This window comes from Mitsuokella apri (assembly GCF_047974105.1).
Lineage (GTDB): Bacteria > Bacillota > Negativicutes > Selenomonadales > Selenomonadaceae > Mitsuokella.
Genome location: NZ_JBHYRS010000005.1, coordinates 101,951 through 118,618, shown reverse-complemented (window position 1 = coordinate 118,618; position 16,668 = coordinate 101,951). Strand labels below are relative to the sequence as shown.

Below are 16,668 nucleotides of genomic sequence, written 5' to 3'. Positions count from 1 at the left end.
CTAGGTAATGAGGGCCGATTCGATCATGATGACAAGGATTTTTTCTGTTCCCGATAAAGATTTCAATATTACAGTGAGAGTTGCCGACACATTTTGGACGCGTTTGGTCGGACTGATGCTGCAAAAGCCCCTGCCGCCTGCGACAGGGCTGTTAATTACACCGTGCAACAGTATTCATATGTGCTTTATGCGTTTTGCTATTGACGCGATTTTTCTCGACAGGCAGGGAAAAATCCTCAAAATCGTACGGAACCTTCGTCCCTGGATTGGTATTTCAGCCTGCTGGCAGGCCTACAGTACCCTTGAAATGACTGCCGGTGAAGCCGATCGGCTGGGGCTCGAAGTGGATCAGGTATTACGAATCGCATAGTTTTTGGACATAGGAGAATGTTGTATTTTGGTACTTAAATATCTACACGAACATAAAAAAGTGGCGTATTTTTGGCTCAGTTTGACTGTCTGCACAGTGTATATCTATTTTTGCAATTATTTTTTCCCTTTGATGTCGGATGATTATATCCATTCTTTTATCTGGGATGGCGAACATGGTGGCAATCTTGATGGCATACAGGAAGGGCATACCTGGATCCGAATTACATCCTTGTCCGACATATTCACTTCTGTTTCTTCAATGTACATGACGTGGAGTGGACGTATCGAAGGCTCTTTTTTTGCTAATTTCTTCATGCTGCTTGGCAAGCCTATATTTAATATTTTAAATACACTGATGTTTGCAATTATACTTATGTTGATCTGCCGCATTAGTTTAGGAAAATATTGTTGGAAAAATTGGAAATACCTAGTTGGCACCTTTACAGGCTTCTGGATAATAAATTTTGCTTTTTTCAACACCACTTTATGGGTTTCTGGGGCAGCTAATTATCTTTGGCCCATGTTTTTCCAACTCGTTTTTATTCTGATGTATGTAGATGGTGTACGCGGTCAATCATGGAAAATCATGCAGGGAAAAGGCGTTATAAGCAAAATAGTACCTTTTTTACTCGGGCTGCTTGCAGGAAATACCAATGAAAATTCTGCCTTAGCAGTATTAACCATGGCAGTAATCCTCTGTTTAAAAAAGAGAACAACGTGGATGTGGTATGGTCTTTTAGGTATTTCTATAGGATATGCTGCACTTATATTTGCTCCAGGAAATTATGTACGATATCATATTTCAAAGGTTATGCAGCAGGAGTATTCTTTTATACTTTTAGGTATAGTTAAATTTTTAGTACTCTTAGAGTCTTTTGTAAGGGAATTTTTATTGGTGTTTTTCTTTACACCATTCTTATATGCAAATATACGAAAAAAATGCTATGATTCCCATTTTGTTGAGGAATATAGATTGTTATGGATTTTTGTACTTATGGGCGGCATATCAGCAGTATCTATGTTAGCTTCTCCGATAATTCCTTATCGCTCTATGTTTGGTACAACAATATTTCTTCTGATTGCCAGTATGATATCGGCACATATTATGTCAATAGGGAATATCCATTATTATCGTGATTTCGCTATAAAAATAGTAGGTATTTTTCTTATAGTATTTACGTTATGTACCATGAGTGTAAATCTCTGTACCGAGAAATTAATATATGATGGATTTCAAAATATCGTTGCGAAATGTAATGAAAATATTCATCAGGATATTGTGATTTCGAAAAGTGAATATCCGTTTATGAAAAAAGAAATAATATATAATGAAAAAATAGTAATTAATCATGATTATACAGGAACTGGTATGGGACATATAAAAGAAGACCAAAATGATTTCATCAATCAGGCAGTGGCAGAATATTATAATTTAAAATCGATTCGATTAAATAAATCTGCAGAGGATAAATAAGAAGCGAGGATGAATAAGAAGTCTTTTTGATATTATTTGCATCTTTGGTCAATTATGCTTTTCCCGTTATAATCTTTTACCAAATACAATGGCCTGAACTTGCTCTCGTTGAATACTCTGCCGAGATATTCGCCAATGATGCCGAGGAAAAGCAGTTGGATACCTCCAATGAAGAGGATGATCGAGATGAGGGAGGGATAGCCGGGGACATCTCCGCCATAAATCAGGGTGCGAATGATGATAAAGGCCATGTAGATGAGGGCGAAAAGTGCCAGGAGACACCCTATGAAAGAGGCCGCACGCAGCGGGAGAATGGTAAAACTGGTAATTCCCTCAATGGCAAGATTGCTGAGTTTCCAGTAATCCCATTTTGTCCGCCCTGCAGCGCGTGGAGCACGGTCAAAGAGAATTTCTTTCTTGTTGAAGCCAATCCAGCTGAAAAGGCCTTTGGTATAACGCTGTGATTCACGCATTAGGCGCAGGGCGTTCAGGCATTGCAGGTCCAGCAGGCGGAAGTCGCCGACATCTGCCTGTATGGGGATGTGTGTGAATTTCTGCAGGATGTAGTAGAAGGCATGGGACGACCATTTTTTGAACATGGATTCTCCAGCACGGCTCCGTCTTTTTGCGTATACGTCGTCGTAGCCCTTTTCCCACCAGGATATCATTTCAGGGATGAGCTCCGGCGGATCCTGCAAGTCTGCATCGATGATGATGGCAGCATCACCTTTCAGGTAGTCGATACCAGCTATCATGGCAATCTCTTTGCCGAAGTTTCGCGACAGATTGACATAGGATATACGAGAATCTTTTGCCCGCAGTTCGTGTATGATGTCTAAGGTATGGTCTGTGCTGCCATCATTGACAAAGATTAATTCAAAGGTGTAAGTCTGAATCGGTTCGATTACAGCTGAAATTCGCTGATAAAGTAAGTGCAGGACCGCTTCTTCGTTGTAGCAGGGTACTAAAATGGATATTAATTTCTTATCTGATTCGTTGCACATAAATTTTCCTTATGGTGTAAGAGGATATAAATAAATAACAATATGTTCTATATTTTATTATAGTCTGAGAACTAGCGGTCAGCAAGAAGCGAATCTCTATAGATGGCAGATGGTACTACAAAAGTCAGGTTGTGATGATTGAGCTCATCACGATTTGACTATTTACACTTCGACTAAAGAGAAGATTTATGATATACTGATTTAGCCACAGCCTCACCAGCTAAAAAGGCATGGGAGGAGGTTATGTAATGACTATCGTTGATTTTCTGCTCGCGCTGCTTGTCAATGTACTCGGGAATGTACTCGGGGGCTTGATTTTGCAGATGCTGGGACGGTAGGAGCTGCCGTCGTTGTGGCAACCAGCTAGGTGTGTTCTGACCAAGCACACAAAAAAGCCTTTCTACGGTGACCAACCGCGGAAAGGCTTTCTTTTGGTAGTGCAATGACTACGTTGATTTCTGTTATTATTATAGCACGAGTCCTTTTTTTCGGCAAGCATTGACGTATTTTATAGGATGTGTTTGGACATAGGTACATTAAGATGATTCCTTTTTATTGCGGGGGGAACGTCAGACTGCTATACTTTAGTTAAGAGCAATTCGTTTTGGAAAGAAGGGGCAGACATGAGCAGAGATCGCAAGGGACAAAGAGGTGCAATCCTTGTATTGACGGCATTCCTGCTGCCTTTTATTATCGCGTTTACCGGCATGGCCGTGGATTTTGGCAGTGCCTATGTACGCCGTGCGCAGCTGCAGAATGCGGCAGATGCGTCCGTCTTGGCTGGTGCTTATCATCTGGATGATAATAAAGCCGATAATGTTGTACTGACTTATCTTCAGGATAATTTGGACAAGCAATTTGCGAAGTATTACAAACAGACGGGAGAGGATTATCCTTCGGATGCAGATACGCTGAATTATAGCACGACTAAATCAAAGGATGAACTTGACGTAACGTTGAGAAGTAGTGTAAATACGTATTTCTTGAAGGTATTTGATATCAATAGCATACCAGTTTTTGCCACAGCAAAAGCAAAAGTATCTGGGGAAGATTCTCCCACAAAAGCTGATGATATTTTTGATTATGGATTAACGGCAGGAAAGACTCCACCATATCAATATCATTATCCAGGTGATCAGTCGAAAGATGATTCATCAATATTAATAGACCATCAAGATGTAAAAATAATAGGAAATATAGCTACTAATGGACGTATTGCATTTAATCAAACTTGTATTGATACATTAACAGGAAAGATATATGCATCATATGATGTATTCAGTGGAATACCATATCCTCCCAAATATTTTAATAATGGAGCCGTATATAAAAAGTATACGCCTGATGTGTGGGGAACGATTAATTGGGTAGATTCAGATGATAAAACATATAGAGTAGAGTCATATTTAACTTTTAAGGATGACTCTGATCCACCTAAACCCTTTACAGAAACACAAGTTTCTCATGGAACATATAGAGATGTTTCAAGGCCTGATAAGGTAGAGTATGTACATCACATTGATGTATCTCGTGATGCAAATTCTGGAATTAATGAATTGATTAGTAAATATGAAAATATGAAGCCAGAAGATCGTATAGCTAATCATGTATATTATAATGGAACAGATAGTCTGAACCCATATTTTTGGACTAGATCAGATGATAATGCGGGATATCCTGGATGGACAGATGAATATACTAGATGGTATCGTGTTATTATTGCTAAGGGGGATATAAGTGTTGGAAGCCAATATAAAAATGATCCAACTGATGATGAATATGCTATTGTGATATCATTGGAAGGAAGTATACATTTTAACAATAATAAACCCTTTAATGGGATTATCTATGCACCTAAGGGAACTGTCACTATCGATGGAAGCGGCCCGGTGACAGGAAGTGTTGTAGCAAATAAGATTATCATCAATCATGATATGACATTGACAGCGAAAAACTTTTTTAAGGGATCATCGGGAGGTTCAAGTTCTACGGGTAAAAAAACAATAAAGTTAATAAAGTAGTAGATAGAAAAAAGCTGCGATGCCTGTGCATCGCAGCTTTTCAAATACAAAAGCGGGAACTACCGAACGTTCCCGCTTTTGCCGCCTCTATACCTTCTGCCACCTACCACATACTAGATGTAGTAGGCCTCCCATGACTATATTACAACAAATGGGGGAGGATTTCAACAAACATTTTTGGTATTTTATAGAAATTTTCTCGGCGGGAGAGAGGGAACGGGCGGGCAGATGACGAATCTTTAAGAAAAGAACTCATTGGCCGTGAACGGCTGACGGCGCCTGAGGGACGCCGATTTGAGGAAGGGGACGATTTGATGTATTTCTATTGTGAAGCATGCAAAAAAGAATATCCATTGAATACACATTCGTACAAATGTGAGTGCGGGGGCATGTTCCGCCTGCACAAGGATCCGCATGAAGAGGGGGCAAAGGGCATTTCGCTCGGGGAGTTTGTGACGCCGCTGCTGCCGTATCAGGCGGGCAAGCTGGACTTTTTGCTCAAGATGGAGCATCTTTTGCCGACGGGGTCTTTCAAGGACCGCGGGGCGTACAGCCTCATCAATGAGCTGCACAATGTCGGCATCAAGAAGATTGCTCTGGATTCGTCGGGCAATGCCGGTGCGTCGGTTGCGGCTTATGCAGCTGCGGCCGGTATGGACTGCACGGTCTATGTGCCGGATGATATCTCGCAGGAAAAAGTCAAGCAGATCGAGGCGTACGGCGCGAAGATTATCAAGGTGGCCAACGGCCGCATGAAGGCCTGCGCTGCCGTCAAGCAGAATCTCGGCGATGCCTACTATGCTTCGCATGTTTACAATCCGCTGTTCTTCGAGGGCATCAAGTCGATGGCGCATGAGCTTTACGAGCAGCTGGGCCACCATGTGCCGGATTACATTTTCATGCCGGTCGGCAATGGCACGATGCTCATCGGCCTGTTCCTCGGTTTCATGGAAATCGGCCGCCTGCCGCATTTTGTCGCCGTGCAGTCGTCGAAATGTGCGCCTCTCTATGAGGCGTTCCACGAGGTGCCGGCTTCGCCGAAGCGCGCGACGATTGCCGAGGCCATCCGCATCACGCAGCCAAAACGCCTGAAAGAGATGCTGCAGGCCGTCAAGGATTCGGGCGGTGATGTCATCACGGTGCAGGATAAGGATATTTTGAAGGCACAGAAGGAGCTCGCACATCACGGCATTTACGTCGAGATGACGTCGGCCGCAGCTCTTGCCGGTGCTGAGCAGTTCTTCGAAAACGGCAAGCCGGACAATTACAAGGTCGTCATCCCGCTGACGGGCAACGGCCTGAAGCGCTGAGCAAAAAAAGAAATCGGAATCAAGGGGAAGCTTATGTTATACGGAATGATTGATATCGGTTCGAACACGGTCCGCATGGCGATTTACCGCATTGAGGGCGCGCATGTCGAGATGCTCATGAAGAAAAAACATACCGTGGGGCTCGCGGCGTATCTTAAAGAAGGTGTCATGCAGCAGCAGGGCATCGACAAGGCCGTGGAAATCCTGCAGGAGTTCAAGGCATTTCTCCTGGCCTTTGATATCACGCATGTCGTGGCCTTTACGACGGCGGCACTGCGCAATGCGAAGAACAGTCAGGCGGCGGTCGGCGAGATCGAGCGGCGCACGGGGCTGCCGATTCGCGTGATCACGGGCGATGAGGAGGCGACTTACGATTTCATTGGGGCCACGCATGACCTCAATGAGGACGCGGGCCTGCTTATAGACATCGGCGGTGCGAGCACGGAGATTGTCTCGTACAGTTCGGGCAAGATTCAGCAGAAAATCAGCCTGCCCATAGGCTCTTTGGCATTCCGTACGAAATACGTCCATGGCATGCTGCCGACAAAGGTGGAATGTCAGGCGATGCGCGGGGAGGCCGAGGCGACGATTCGTTCGGCCACGGCTTTTGCCGGCCTGCGCGAAGCCTCGATTGCCGGCATCGGCGGCACGTTCAAGGGGGCTGCCGCTCTTTACAATGCCCTTTTTGGCAAGCCTCTTGACAATATGAAGATGGAGACGGACAAGATTCCTGAGATTATCCGGCGTTTTGACGGCGGCCACGAGCTCAATGAGGATATGACGGCCATGCTGATGAAGACCGTGCCCGACCGCATCCATACGGTCATTCCGGGCCTCATCATCGCCGAGGTCCTCGCGGAGCGCTTCCACAGCAAGGTCATCACGTACAGCGATTCCGGCGTTCGCGAAGGGTATATCTATGCGGAAGTCCTGAACCGCTGAAATCGCGCTGCAAAAGTCCATCAGCCCTTATGATATGGGGGCTTGATGGACTTTTTGCGTCAGAAATGGTATAATTAAATGCTAAATGATTTTGCAGGAATTCAATTTTTTTGTTTTTTAGATTTTGAGGTGAGATTGTGGATTTTGGTCAGGGAAAAATCGTACCGGTCAATCTGGAACACGAGATGAAGAACTCGTACATCGATTATGCTATGAGTGTCATCGTCGCGCGTGCTCTGCCGGATGTCCGGGACGGCTTAAAACCAGTACACCGCCGCATCCTTTACGCGATGCAGGAAGCGGGCATGGGCTCGAACAAGCCTTATAAGAAATCGGCCCGTATCGTCGGTGAAGTCCTCGGTAAATATCATCCGCATGGCGACTCTTCTGTATACGATGCTATCGTGCGCATGGCGCAGGATTTCTCGATGCGCTATATGCTCGCTGACGGCCACGGCAACTTCGGTTCGGTCGATGGCGACCCCGCGGCTGCCATGCGTTATACAGAGGTCCGTATGTCGAAGATTGCGGAACTCATGCTGCAGGACATCGATAAGGATACGGTGGATTTCGCGCCGAACTATGATGAATCCTTGAAGGAGCCGACGGTGCTGCCGGCGAAGTTCCCGCAGCTGCTCGTCAACGGCACGTCGGGCATCGCCGTCGGCATGGCGACGAATATCCCGCCGCACAATATGTGCGAGGTCATCGATGGCACGCTGATGCTCATCGACCATCCGGACGCGACGATTGAGGACCTCATGAAGGTCATCAAGGGACCGGATTTCCCGACGGCCGGCCTGATTCTCGGTCAGGACGGCATCCGTCAGGCGTACACGACGGGCCGCGGCGTCATCAAGATGCGCGCGAATGCCCGCATTGAGACGCTGTCGAACGGCAAGCCGCGCATCATCGTCACGGAGCTGCCGTATCAGGTCAACAAGGCACGCCTCGTCGAGAAGATTGCCCAGCTCGTCCGCGACAAGCAGATTGAAGGCATCACGGCCCTCAACGATGAGTCGGACCGCGGCGGCATGCGCATCGTCATCGACCTGCGCCGCGACGCGAATGCCAACGTCATTTTGAATCAGCTTTACAAGCACACGCAGCTGCAGGACAGCTTCGGCGTCATCATGCTCGCCCTTGTCGACGGCAAGCCGAAGGTCCTGAATCTCAAGGAAATCCTTCATTATTATATCAAGCATCAGGAAGATGTCATCACGCGGCGCACGCGCTACGAGCTCAAGAAGGCAGAGGCCCGCGCCCATATCTTGGAGGGCTTGACGATTGCCCTCGACCATCTCGATGCCGTCATCACGACGATTCGCGAGAGCCGCACGGCCGATATCGCGCGTGCCGCCCTCGTCACGGGCTTCAAGCTCTCGGAGAAACAGGCTCAGGCCATCCTCGACCTGCGTCTGCAGCGCCTGACTGGCCTCGAGCGCGAGAAGATTGAAGAGGAGTATCAGGAAGTCTTGAAGGCCATCGAAGAGTACAAGGCCATCCTCGCGGACGAAACGCGCATCCTCGGCATCATCAAGTCGGAGCTCACGGACGTCAAGAAGAAGTACGGCGATGCCCGCCGCACGCGCCTGACGGTCGACACGAGCGAAATCGATGTCGAAGACCTCATCGCCGAGGAAGATGTCGTCATCACGCTGACGCACAACAATTACATCAAACGCATCGCGCTTGACACGTACCGCCGCCAGAACCGCGGGGGCAAGGGCATCAAGGGTATGCCGACGAAGGAGAAGGATTTTGTCGAGAATCTCCTGATTACGACGACGCACCATACGATTCTGTTCTTCACGAACCGCGGCCGCGTCTACCACCTCAAGGCCTACGAGATTGCCGAGGCCAGCCGCACGGCCAAGGGCACGGCCATCATCAACTTGCTGCAGCTCGATAAAGATGAGAAAATCACGGCTGTCATTCAGGTCAAGGGCTTCAATCCGGACGCGTACCTCTTCATGGCCACGAAGAAGGGCATTGTCAAGAAGACGAGCCTGGTCGAATTCAAGAACCTGCATAAGGGCGGCCTCAATGCCATCAATCTCGACGAGGACGATGAGCTCATCGGCGTCAAATTCACGGACGGCGAGCGCGATATGATTCTCGGCACGAAGTGGGGCATGGCCATCGTCTTCGGCGAAGAAGATGTCCGCTCGATGGGCCGCGCAGCCCGCGGCGTCAAGGGCATCAGCCTCAACGACGGCGATGAAGTCATCGGCATGGACACGCTTTCGCAGAACGCCGAAGTCCTGACGGTCACGGCCGAGGGCTACGGCAAACGCACGGAAGCCAGCGAATACCGCACGCAGAACCGCGGCGGCAAGGGCCTCATCAACCTCAAGGTCACGGAAAAGACCGGTGACGTCATCGGCCTGCGCGTCGTCCATCCGGAGCAGGAACTCATGCTCATCACGACGGAAGGCCTCGTCATCCGCACGCCAATCAACGAAATCTCGGTCATCAGCCGCAATACGCAGGGTGTCAAGCTCATGAGCACGGCTGAAAATGACATCGTCGCTTCGATGGCGGTTATGGACCAGAAAAACTAAATACTGCTGAAATAAAAGAAGAGCATCCGCGCGGATGCTCTTTTTTGTGTCTTGTTATAAAAAGTCAGCAGGTCTCGCCCTCTTGAAAGGTCATGGGCAGAGGCTTTAAGGAAGGGAGTGCCTCATGGCGGATGCGGCGCACCATGGTCTCGGCAGCCAGACGGCCGAGGGCCGGAAGGGGCTGGACGACGGCCGTCAGTGTCTGGGGGCCGAGTCTCGTCAGATATGTGCCGTCGTAGGCCACAATGGAGAGGTCCTCGGGAACTCTGCGGCCGCGGCGTACGGCCTCGCGCAGGGCGCAGATGGCACCGAGGTCCGCACTTGAGATGGCGTCGACATCGGGATAGGTCTCAAAAATCTCGCGGGCGGCAAGGGCAAAATCCTTTGGCTGCAGGGCATTGGCCGGCATGACAATCGTGTCGAGCCGGACGCCGGCCTCTTTGATGCAATGGGCAAAGATATCCTCGTGTTCGTGGGCGGTCGTGTGGATGGTCGGAGCACCGGTGATTTGGACGACGTGACGCGGCTGGCGGCGCAGCAGGGCCTTGGCGCCCATTTCACCGCCCTGATGGTGGTCGGCGCGGACAATCGGGATTTCGTCGCAGAGATAGCGGTCAAAAGCGATGACAGGCAGTTCGATATGGCGGTAGTTCTCAATGTGCAGGGCATGTGCGCCGATGATCAGGCCGTCCATCGTATGGCGGCGCAGCATGTCGAGGAAGGCGAGCTCCGCATTTTTCTTTTCTCCGGTCGAGCAGACCATCGTCTTATAGCCAAAATCGTAGAGGGCAATCTCGATTTCGTGCAGCAGGGCCGCAAAAAAGGGATGTGCGACGTCGGGGATGATGACGCCGATGAGATTCGTGCGGTTCAGCGAGAGGTTGCGTCCAACCTCGCTCGGGACATAATGCAGTTTTTCGACGGCCGCTTCGACTTTGGCCCGCGTGGCCTCGGATACATATCCCTTGTGATTGAGCACGAGGGATACCGTGCTCGTGCTGACGCCGGCCAGTTTGGCGACATCCTTGATTTTTGCCATACAAAACAATCCTTTCCAGCTTTCCTGCCATTTGTTTTAGTCTATCACAAATGACGGCAGGATGTATATCATGCCTATAATTTATGTTATTTTCAGATAAGTATAAGGAAAGCAACAAGAAAAATAAAATGGATAAAATGATTGACAAAACGAGTGAACATGACTATAATCAAAGTATCGAAACGGTTCGATAAACAAACATCCCGACTAAAATGGCCGTTTCGATTTTATCAGCATGGTTCTCGAACCGATTCGATATACATTATGAGGTGAAGAAAATGACGACGACAAAACAGGAGCAGCTGACGCCGGATGAATTTATCGCGGCTAATGAGGCAAAGGTCAACAAGCGCTGGTATCCGTGCTTCCACATTGCGCCGCGCGTGGGCTGGTGCAATGACCCAAACGGTTTTGCTTATTTTGACGGTCAGTACCATCTTTTCTATCAGCATTATACATACGAGCCGAAATGGGGCCCGATGCACTGGGGCCATGTGACGAGCAAAGACCTCGTGCATTGGGAGCGTCAGCCTGTCGCACTGTTCCCCGACCATCCCTACGACGCCGACGGCTGCTTCTCGGGCTGCGGCATTGAAAAGGACGGCAAATTCTACCTTCTTTATACGGGGCATGTCGACCTTTTGAAAAAGCCGGGCCAGCCGGACCGCATCGAGACGCAGAATCTTGCGGTCAGCACGGACGGCGTTCATTTCACGAAGTCGGACAAAAATCCGGTCATCAAATTGCCTGTTGAGCAGGTCTCGACTGGTGAGGACCATCATTTCCGTGACCCGAAAATCTGGCAGCACGGCGGCCGCTATTATGCGGTGGTCGGCGCGCAGACGGCAGAGGAAACGGGGCAGGTGCTCGTCTTCACTTCGGAAAATCTTGAGGATTGGCAGTTCAAGCACGTCATGGCGAAGGCCGAAGGCAATCAGGGATTCATGTGGGAATGCCCGAATTTCGCGGAGTTCGACGGCCATGAGGCCTTGATTCTCTCGCCGCAGGGCGTCAAGCCGGAAGGCAAGCTCTACCGCAATCTGCATCAGTCGGGCTCGATGCTCGGCAAGATGGATTATACGTCCGGCATTTTCTATCACGATGATTTCAAGCTGCTTGACTACGGCTTTGATTTTTATGCGCCGCAGGTCGCACAGGCGCCTGACGGACGCTGCCTGATGGTCGGCTGGCTCAACATGTGGGAGTCGGCGATGCCGGAACAGGCCGACGGCTGGTGCGGCCAGATGACCGTGCCGCGCGAGCTCCACTACCGCAATGACAAAATCGTGACGCCGCCCGCCAAAGAGCTGACGGCGCTGCGCGAAGAAGCTTTTGCGAAACCGGATATGATATTGACCGAAGAGACCTCTTTTGATGAATGGTCGCAGGAGACCGGCGAGCTCACGGCTGACTTTGACCTCACGGAGGCCAGGGGCCTCGCGCTGCATTTTGCCGCGGGCTTTGACGATGAGGTATCCGTCCGCATCGAGAAGGAAAGCGGTGAAATCGTGCTCACGCGCAAGTCGGCCGCGACGGGACGCGCGGAAGAACGCTTCGCCAAACTTCCCGCAGGTCAGGAAAAAATTTCGGTGCGCGTCTACGAGGACCGCTCCTCGCTGGAGATTTTCTTCAACGGCGGCGAAGTCGTCATGAGCACGCGTTTTTATCCGAAGACCGCAGAGCGCGTCATCGTCTTGGAGCCGCAGGAAGGCTCTGTGCGCATGAAAAATGGCGTATTCTATAAACTCTCATCTATTTTCGCATGAGGTTATGATTTTAGGTATCATAGAAACGATAGAAACAATCGGGGATTTTCGTATTGAAAGGGGAAAAAATCATGGGCAATCTGCTCAAGGCATTTACCAATCCGTTTTACAGGACAAGTTCGCTGGAAATCCTGTTATTCTTCGCCGGCTGGGGCATCTGGTGGTCGTTCTTCCAGATTTGGCTGACAACGAAGCAGGGGTTTTCAGGCGTACAGGTCGGCACGATTTATTCCTTTGGCTGCGCCGTCTCGCTCGTCCTGATGTTCGTCTACGGTTCGCTGCAGGACAAGCTCGGCATGAAGAAGACGCTTTTGAAATTCTTCGTCATTTGCCAGCTCTTCGTCGGGCCGTTCTTCACCTGGGTCTATGTGCCGATGCTCGCAGCAAACTTCTACATTGGTGCGGCGATTGGCGCCGTTTATCTCACTGTTTCGTATCTCGCGGCCTGCCCAGTCTTTGAGGCCGTTACGGAGCGTTTGAGCCGCCGCTATTCGTTTGAATACGGTCAGGCCAGAGCCTGGGGCTCCTTTGGCTACGCCGTTTCGGCCCTCTGCGCCGGCTTCCTCTTCACGATGAATCCTTACCTGATTTTCTGGACGGGCTCAGCCGTCGCGGCTGTGCAGCTCATTGTACTCTTGGCCCTGCGCCCCGAAAATGACGCCGCACTCTGCCAGCAGTATGAGGTCAAGGCCGAAAGCGTCAAGGAGAGCAAGACTCCTTCCTTCAGCGAAATCATCGGCGTGTTCAAAATGCTCGATGTCTGGAAGATGATTGTCTTTGTCGTCATGAGCTGGACGTTCTACACCGTCTTTGACCAGCAGATGTTCCCAGAGTTCTTCACGCGCTTCTTCTCGACGCCGGCAGAAGGCCAGCAGGCTTACGGCGTACTCAACTCCATCGAAGTCTTCCTTGAGTTCATCATGATGGGGCTTGTGCCGATCCTCATGCGCAAAATCGGTGTGCGCAAGGCGATTCTGCTCGGCTGCTGCATCATGATCGTCCGCATCGGCGGCTGCGGCCTCGTGACGAATCCCCTTGGCGTCGCCATCATCAAACTGCTGCATGCACCGGAGACGGCCCTGTTCATCCTCGCGGTTTTCCGCTATTTTACGCTGCATTTCGATACGCGCATCTCGACGACGCTTTACATGGTCGGGTTCCAGATTGCCGCACAGGTCGGCCAGATCATCTTCTCGACGCCGCTCGGCGCCCTGCACGACAGTATCGGCTACCAGAGCACCTTCCTCGTGATTTCCGGCATCGTCTGTGTGGCCAGCATTTACGCCTTCATCATCCTCAAAAAGGATAACGAGAGCGTCGAAGGTCAGCCCCTCTGATAAATTTATTTCCATAGAAAAAAGCCCCGTTCCCAATCGGAACGGGGCTTTTGCCATCTGTTTTAATGAAAGGAAAGATATATGCGGCCGTGCCCGTCAACGCGGCTCAAATGGCGCAGGAAGAAGCGGGCGAAGACGCCGGTCAGCAGGGCGGAAAGCAGTGTGCCTTCGCGGATGCCCTCGATGGTGCCGAGGCTGACCATGGAGACGATGGCGGCGATGATGACGAGACCGACATCATTGCCGACTTTGACCTTACCGAAGTCGATATGGAATTTATGTGCAAAGGTGTAGACGGCACCTTCGCCCGCGAGCATGAGCACGTCGGCAATGCCCTGTCCGGCGACGCCGAGGGCGACAAGGGCCGTGCCGACGATGCACAGGGCGATTTTCAGGGGATAGGCCTCGGGTATGATGGTAAACAGGGCCATGAAAAAGTCAATGCAGAGACCGAAGATAATCGTCACGGGAATCTGCAGCCAGAAGACAGTCGGAAAGCTGCGGCCAAGCATTAAAAGCTCAAAGACGACGAAAACCATATTGACGGCAAAAGTCGTCTGACCAAAAGTAAACGGTGAAATCAGGCTCAGGACATACGGCACGCTCGAAATCGGCGAGGTGCCGAGCAGGCTCTTGACGACGAAAGCAATGCCGGCCGACTGAATCATGACGGCGATGATCAGCAGAATATAGCGTTTTGGCGTAGACAAGCAAATCCCCCTCTTATGATGATGCGATACGTTCTTTCTGTGATATTACTAAAAGTATACTACTGGAGAGCGGGAAAAGAAAAGCCAGATGGCATCTTTTGCGTTAATTGCGGGGGCTCGTGCGTGCAGAAACAGTAAAATGCTCATGGTTATACTATCTTTTTGGGTACTATGCTACAATAAAGTGCATTCTTCACAAAAGGATTCTTTGCGGCTAAAATGAAATCATCAGCTGAAAGAGCCGCTACGGCGAAAAAATTCAAGAACAGAAAAAAGGATTTTATACGTTACGGAGGAATATTATTATGTTAAATGAAATCAATTGGCCGCACGATTACCTGCCGGGCCTGACGGATAACTTCGCTTCCAATGAAGTCATCGTCAAGGGCATCAACGCCGAAGAAGTATTTGCAAATCTCATCGATACGAGCATCTGGCCGACATATTACAGCAATGCCAGTGACATTGAGTTTGACAATACGAAGGGCACGAAGCTTGCGGCCGACACGCGTTTCCGCTTCAAGACGTTTGGCTTCCCGATTGAGGCGGAAATCACGGAATTTGAAGCGCCGCAGGGCGACAAGCCGGGCCGCCTTGCCTGGCACGGCTGGGCTGAAGGCGATGCCGAGCACCGCCTTGACGTCATTCACGCCTGGCTCATCGAAGACCTTTCTGAGGGCCGCGTGCGTATCCTGACGCAGGAATCGCAGAAGGGCAGGCCGGCGGCAGAACTGCATAAAGATCCGAAGGACCCGATGAACATCGGCCATCAGGAATGGGTTCGCGGCTTGGCAGTGACTGTGCTGGCAGCCAAACAGAAGTAAAGTATATTTTATGGAAGCAAAGATGAGGGGGAAACGAAATGGCCAGGAATACCATCTTTCACTGCCCGGTTGAGGCTTCTTTAAGCCTGATTGCGGGCAAGTATAAATGTATTATTCTTTGGCATCTCATGCAGCGCGAGCATCGTTACGGCGAGCTGCACCGTCTGCTGCCGCAGGCTACGCCGAAGATGCTGACGCAGCAGCTTCGCGAGCTTGAGGCCGATGGCGTCATTCACCGCAAGGTGTATCCCGTCGTGCCGCCGCATACGGAATACAGCCTGACGGAGCTTGGCTGGAGCCTTTCTCCCATCGTCAATGCCATGTGCGAGTGGGGCAAAACACATATGCAGGATAAAATCATGCCCTCTGCACAGTCCGGCAAAGAGAAAGATACGGAAAAGAAACAGAATATCAGGAAGTGAGTTTGCATGAAACAGTTATTTTTATTCTGTCTGGCAGCCATCCTCGTACTGCCTTTCTTCAGCAGTCATTCGGAGGCGGCCGCCAGCAAAGGGAAGATTCTCGTCGTGGCCTCAAGCCAGCAGCAGATGGAGCTGGCCGATAAGAGCATCATGAACGTCGGCTTCTTCCTCAATGAATTTGCCGTGCCGACAGAATACCTCGCAGGGCAGGGCTATGAAATTGTCCTCGCGACGCCGAGCGGCGCCATGCCGGTCATGGATAAGGGTTCGAACGACAAAAAATTCTTTGGCGGCGATGAGCAGGCCCGCGCTCAGGCGGTAGAATTTGTCAACGGGCTTAAGCCGATTTCCCTGAAAGATGCGATTGACGGCGGCCTCGGCCAGTATGCGGCTGTCTTCGTGCCGGGCGGCCACGCGCCGATGACCGACCTCATGCAGGATCAAGACCTCGGCACGATTCTGCGTTATTTCCATGAGAAGCAGAAGCCGACGGCCTTTATCTGCCATGGTCCTGCTGCCATGCTCGCGGCCCTGCCAGATCCTGCTGCCTATCGTCAGGCCCTCGTTTCGCATGATGCGAAAGGTGCCATGGCAGCAGCCAAAGGCTGGATTTACAATGGTTATGAAATGACCGTTCTCTCGGATGCCGAAGAATGGCCGGGCGAAGTCGCCAAGGGCACGGAAATGCCGTTCCACGTCGAACAGGCCCTGCAGATTGCCGGTGGCAAAATGCGCGTCGACGGCATGTACGGCAGTCATGTCGTGCACGACCGCGAACTCATTACGGGGCAGAATCCAGCTTCGGATATTGAGCTGGCTAAGGAACTCGCTAAAACCCTGCAGGCAAAATAAATTTTTGTCCGTCTTTTATAGAAAAATCCCG

Annotated in this window: 14 protein-coding genes; 11 read left to right on the top strand and 3 right to left on the bottom strand. The window is 50.4% G+C overall.

Annotation, left to right across the window (positions count from 1 at the left end):
- Positions 1–25 precede the first annotated feature (25 nt).
- Together ACE419_RS08065 and ACE419_RS08060 are read left to right on the top strand one after the other, a co-directional pair.
- Positions 26–370, top strand: a complete 345-nt coding sequence (locus tag ACE419_RS08065; RefSeq protein ID WP_435721646.1) for a DUF192 domain-containing protein — start codon at positions 26–28, stop codon at positions 368–370.
- 27 nt (positions 371–397) lie between these two features.
- Complete coding sequence (locus ACE419_RS08060; protein ID WP_435721645.1) at positions 398–1,846, top strand: DUF3329 domain-containing protein; 1,449 nt, start codon at positions 398–400, stop codon at positions 1,844–1,846.
- Positions 1,847–1,878: 32 nt separating this feature from the next.
- Here the strand turns inward: ACE419_RS08060 and ACE419_RS08055 are convergent, their stop codons facing one another.
- Positions 1,879–2,850: a glycosyltransferase family 2 protein gene (locus ACE419_RS08055; protein WP_435721644.1), complete on the bottom strand. Its 972-nt coding sequence runs from the start codon at positions 2,848–2,850 to the stop codon at positions 1,879–1,881.
- Between the two features lie 623 nt (positions 2,851–3,473).
- Here ACE419_RS08055 and ACE419_RS08050 point away from each other — a divergent pair.
- The 4 genes from ACE419_RS08050 (at position 3,474) to gyrA (ending at position 9,687) form a co-directional block, all read left to right on the top strand.
- Positions 3,474–4,871: a pilus assembly protein TadG-related protein gene (locus ACE419_RS08050; RefSeq protein ID WP_435721643.1), complete on the top strand. Its 1,398-nt coding sequence runs from the start codon at positions 3,474–3,476 to the stop codon at positions 4,869–4,871.
- Between the two features lie 314 nt (positions 4,872–5,185).
- Positions 5,186–6,181: a pyridoxal-phosphate dependent enzyme gene (locus tag ACE419_RS08045; protein WP_435721704.1), complete on the top strand. Its 996-nt coding sequence runs from the start codon at positions 5,186–5,188 to the stop codon at positions 6,179–6,181.
- 33 nt (positions 6,182–6,214) lie between these two features.
- Positions 6,215–7,123, top strand: coding sequence for a Ppx/GppA phosphatase family protein (locus ACE419_RS08040; protein ID WP_435721642.1), 909 nt, complete (start codon positions 6,215–6,217; stop codon positions 7,121–7,123).
- Between the two features lie 137 nt (positions 7,124–7,260).
- Positions 7,261–9,687 (top strand): DNA gyrase subunit A, encoded by a 2,427-nt coding sequence (gene gyrA / locus ACE419_RS08035; protein WP_435721641.1) that lies wholly within the window; start codon positions 7,261–7,263, stop codon positions 9,685–9,687.
- Between the two features lie 64 nt (positions 9,688–9,751).
- Here the strand turns inward: gyrA and ACE419_RS08030 are convergent, their stop codons facing one another.
- Positions 9,752–10,726, bottom strand: a complete 975-nt coding sequence (locus ACE419_RS08030) for a LacI family DNA-binding transcriptional regulator (RefSeq protein WP_435721640.1) — start codon at positions 10,724–10,726, stop codon at positions 9,752–9,754.
- 278 nt (positions 10,727–11,004) lie between these two features.
- Between ACE419_RS08030 and ACE419_RS08025 the strand changes: the two genes are divergently transcribed.
- Both ACE419_RS08025 and ACE419_RS08020 read left to right on the top strand, forming a co-directional pair.
- Positions 11,005–12,492, top strand: coding sequence for a glycoside hydrolase family 32 protein (locus ACE419_RS08025; protein WP_435721639.1), 1,488 nt, complete (start codon positions 11,005–11,007; stop codon positions 12,490–12,492).
- A gap of 71 nt (positions 12,493–12,563) precedes the next feature.
- Positions 12,564–13,829 (top strand): oligosaccharide MFS transporter, encoded by a 1,266-nt coding sequence (locus ACE419_RS08020; RefSeq protein ID WP_435721638.1) that lies wholly within the window; start codon positions 12,564–12,566, stop codon positions 13,827–13,829.
- 62 nt (positions 13,830–13,891) lie between these two features.
- Here the strand turns inward: ACE419_RS08020 and ACE419_RS08015 are convergent, their stop codons facing one another.
- Entirely contained in the window at positions 13,892–14,539 is a 648-nt protein-coding gene (locus ACE419_RS08015) for a YczE/YyaS/YitT family protein (protein WP_435721637.1), read from the bottom strand.
- A gap of 305 nt (positions 14,540–14,844) precedes the next feature.
- Here ACE419_RS08015 and ACE419_RS08010 point away from each other — a divergent pair, with 305 nt between their 5' ends.
- Genes ACE419_RS08010 through ACE419_RS08000 form a run of 3 tightly spaced genes read left to right on the top strand, consistent with a single transcriptional unit; the run spans position 14,845 to position 16,637 of the window.
- Entirely contained in the window at positions 14,845–15,363 is a 519-nt protein-coding gene (locus ACE419_RS08010; protein ID WP_435721636.1) for an SRPBCC family protein, read from the top strand.
- A 38-nt stretch (positions 15,364–15,401) separates the two neighbouring features.
- On the top strand, positions 15,402–15,785 hold the full coding sequence (locus ACE419_RS08005) for a winged helix-turn-helix transcriptional regulator (protein ID WP_432647543.1): 384 nt from the start codon (positions 15,402–15,404) through the stop codon (positions 15,783–15,785).
- Between the two features lie 6 nt (positions 15,786–15,791).
- On the top strand, positions 15,792–16,637 hold the full coding sequence (locus ACE419_RS08000; protein ID WP_435721635.1) for a type 1 glutamine amidotransferase domain-containing protein: 846 nt from the start codon (positions 15,792–15,794) through the stop codon (positions 16,635–16,637).
- Positions 16,638–16,668: the final 31 nt, after the last annotated feature.

What these genes read in the sequence shown, in the direction of transcription:
- ACE419_RS08000 (WP_435721635.1), top strand. Translation starts at nt 15,792, where the DNA reads ATGAAACAGTTATTTTTATTCTGTCTGGCAGCCATCCTCGTACTGCCT.
- ACE419_RS08030 (WP_435721640.1), bottom strand. Translation starts at nt 10,726, where the DNA reads ATGGCAAAAATCAAGGATGTCGCCAAACTGGCCGGCGTCAGCACGAGC.
- ACE419_RS08065 (WP_435721646.1), top strand. Translation starts at nt 26, where the DNA reads ATGATGACAAGGATTTTTTCTGTTCCCGATAAAGATTTCAATATTACA.
- ACE419_RS08040 (WP_435721642.1), top strand. Translation starts at nt 6,215, where the DNA reads ATGTTATACGGAATGATTGATATCGGTTCGAACACGGTCCGCATGGCG.
- ACE419_RS08045 (WP_435721704.1), top strand. Translation starts at nt 5,186, where the DNA reads ATGTATTTCTATTGTGAAGCATGCAAAAAAGAATATCCATTGAATACA.
- ACE419_RS08020 (WP_435721638.1), top strand. Translation starts at nt 12,564, where the DNA reads ATGGGCAATCTGCTCAAGGCATTTACCAATCCGTTTTACAGGACAAGT.
- ACE419_RS08010 (WP_435721636.1), top strand. Translation starts at nt 14,845, where the DNA reads ATGTTAAATGAAATCAATTGGCCGCACGATTACCTGCCGGGCCTGACG.
- ACE419_RS08025 (WP_435721639.1), top strand. Translation starts at nt 11,005, where the DNA reads ATGACGACGACAAAACAGGAGCAGCTGACGCCGGATGAATTTATCGCG.
- ACE419_RS08005 (WP_432647543.1), top strand. Translation starts at nt 15,402, where the DNA reads ATGGCCAGGAATACCATCTTTCACTGCCCGGTTGAGGCTTCTTTAAGC.
- ACE419_RS08050 (WP_435721643.1), top strand. Translation starts at nt 3,474, where the DNA reads ATGAGCAGAGATCGCAAGGGACAAAGAGGTGCAATCCTTGTATTGACG.
- ACE419_RS08055 (WP_435721644.1), bottom strand. Translation starts at nt 2,850, where the DNA reads ATGTGCAACGAATCAGATAAGAAATTAATATCCATTTTAGTACCCTGC.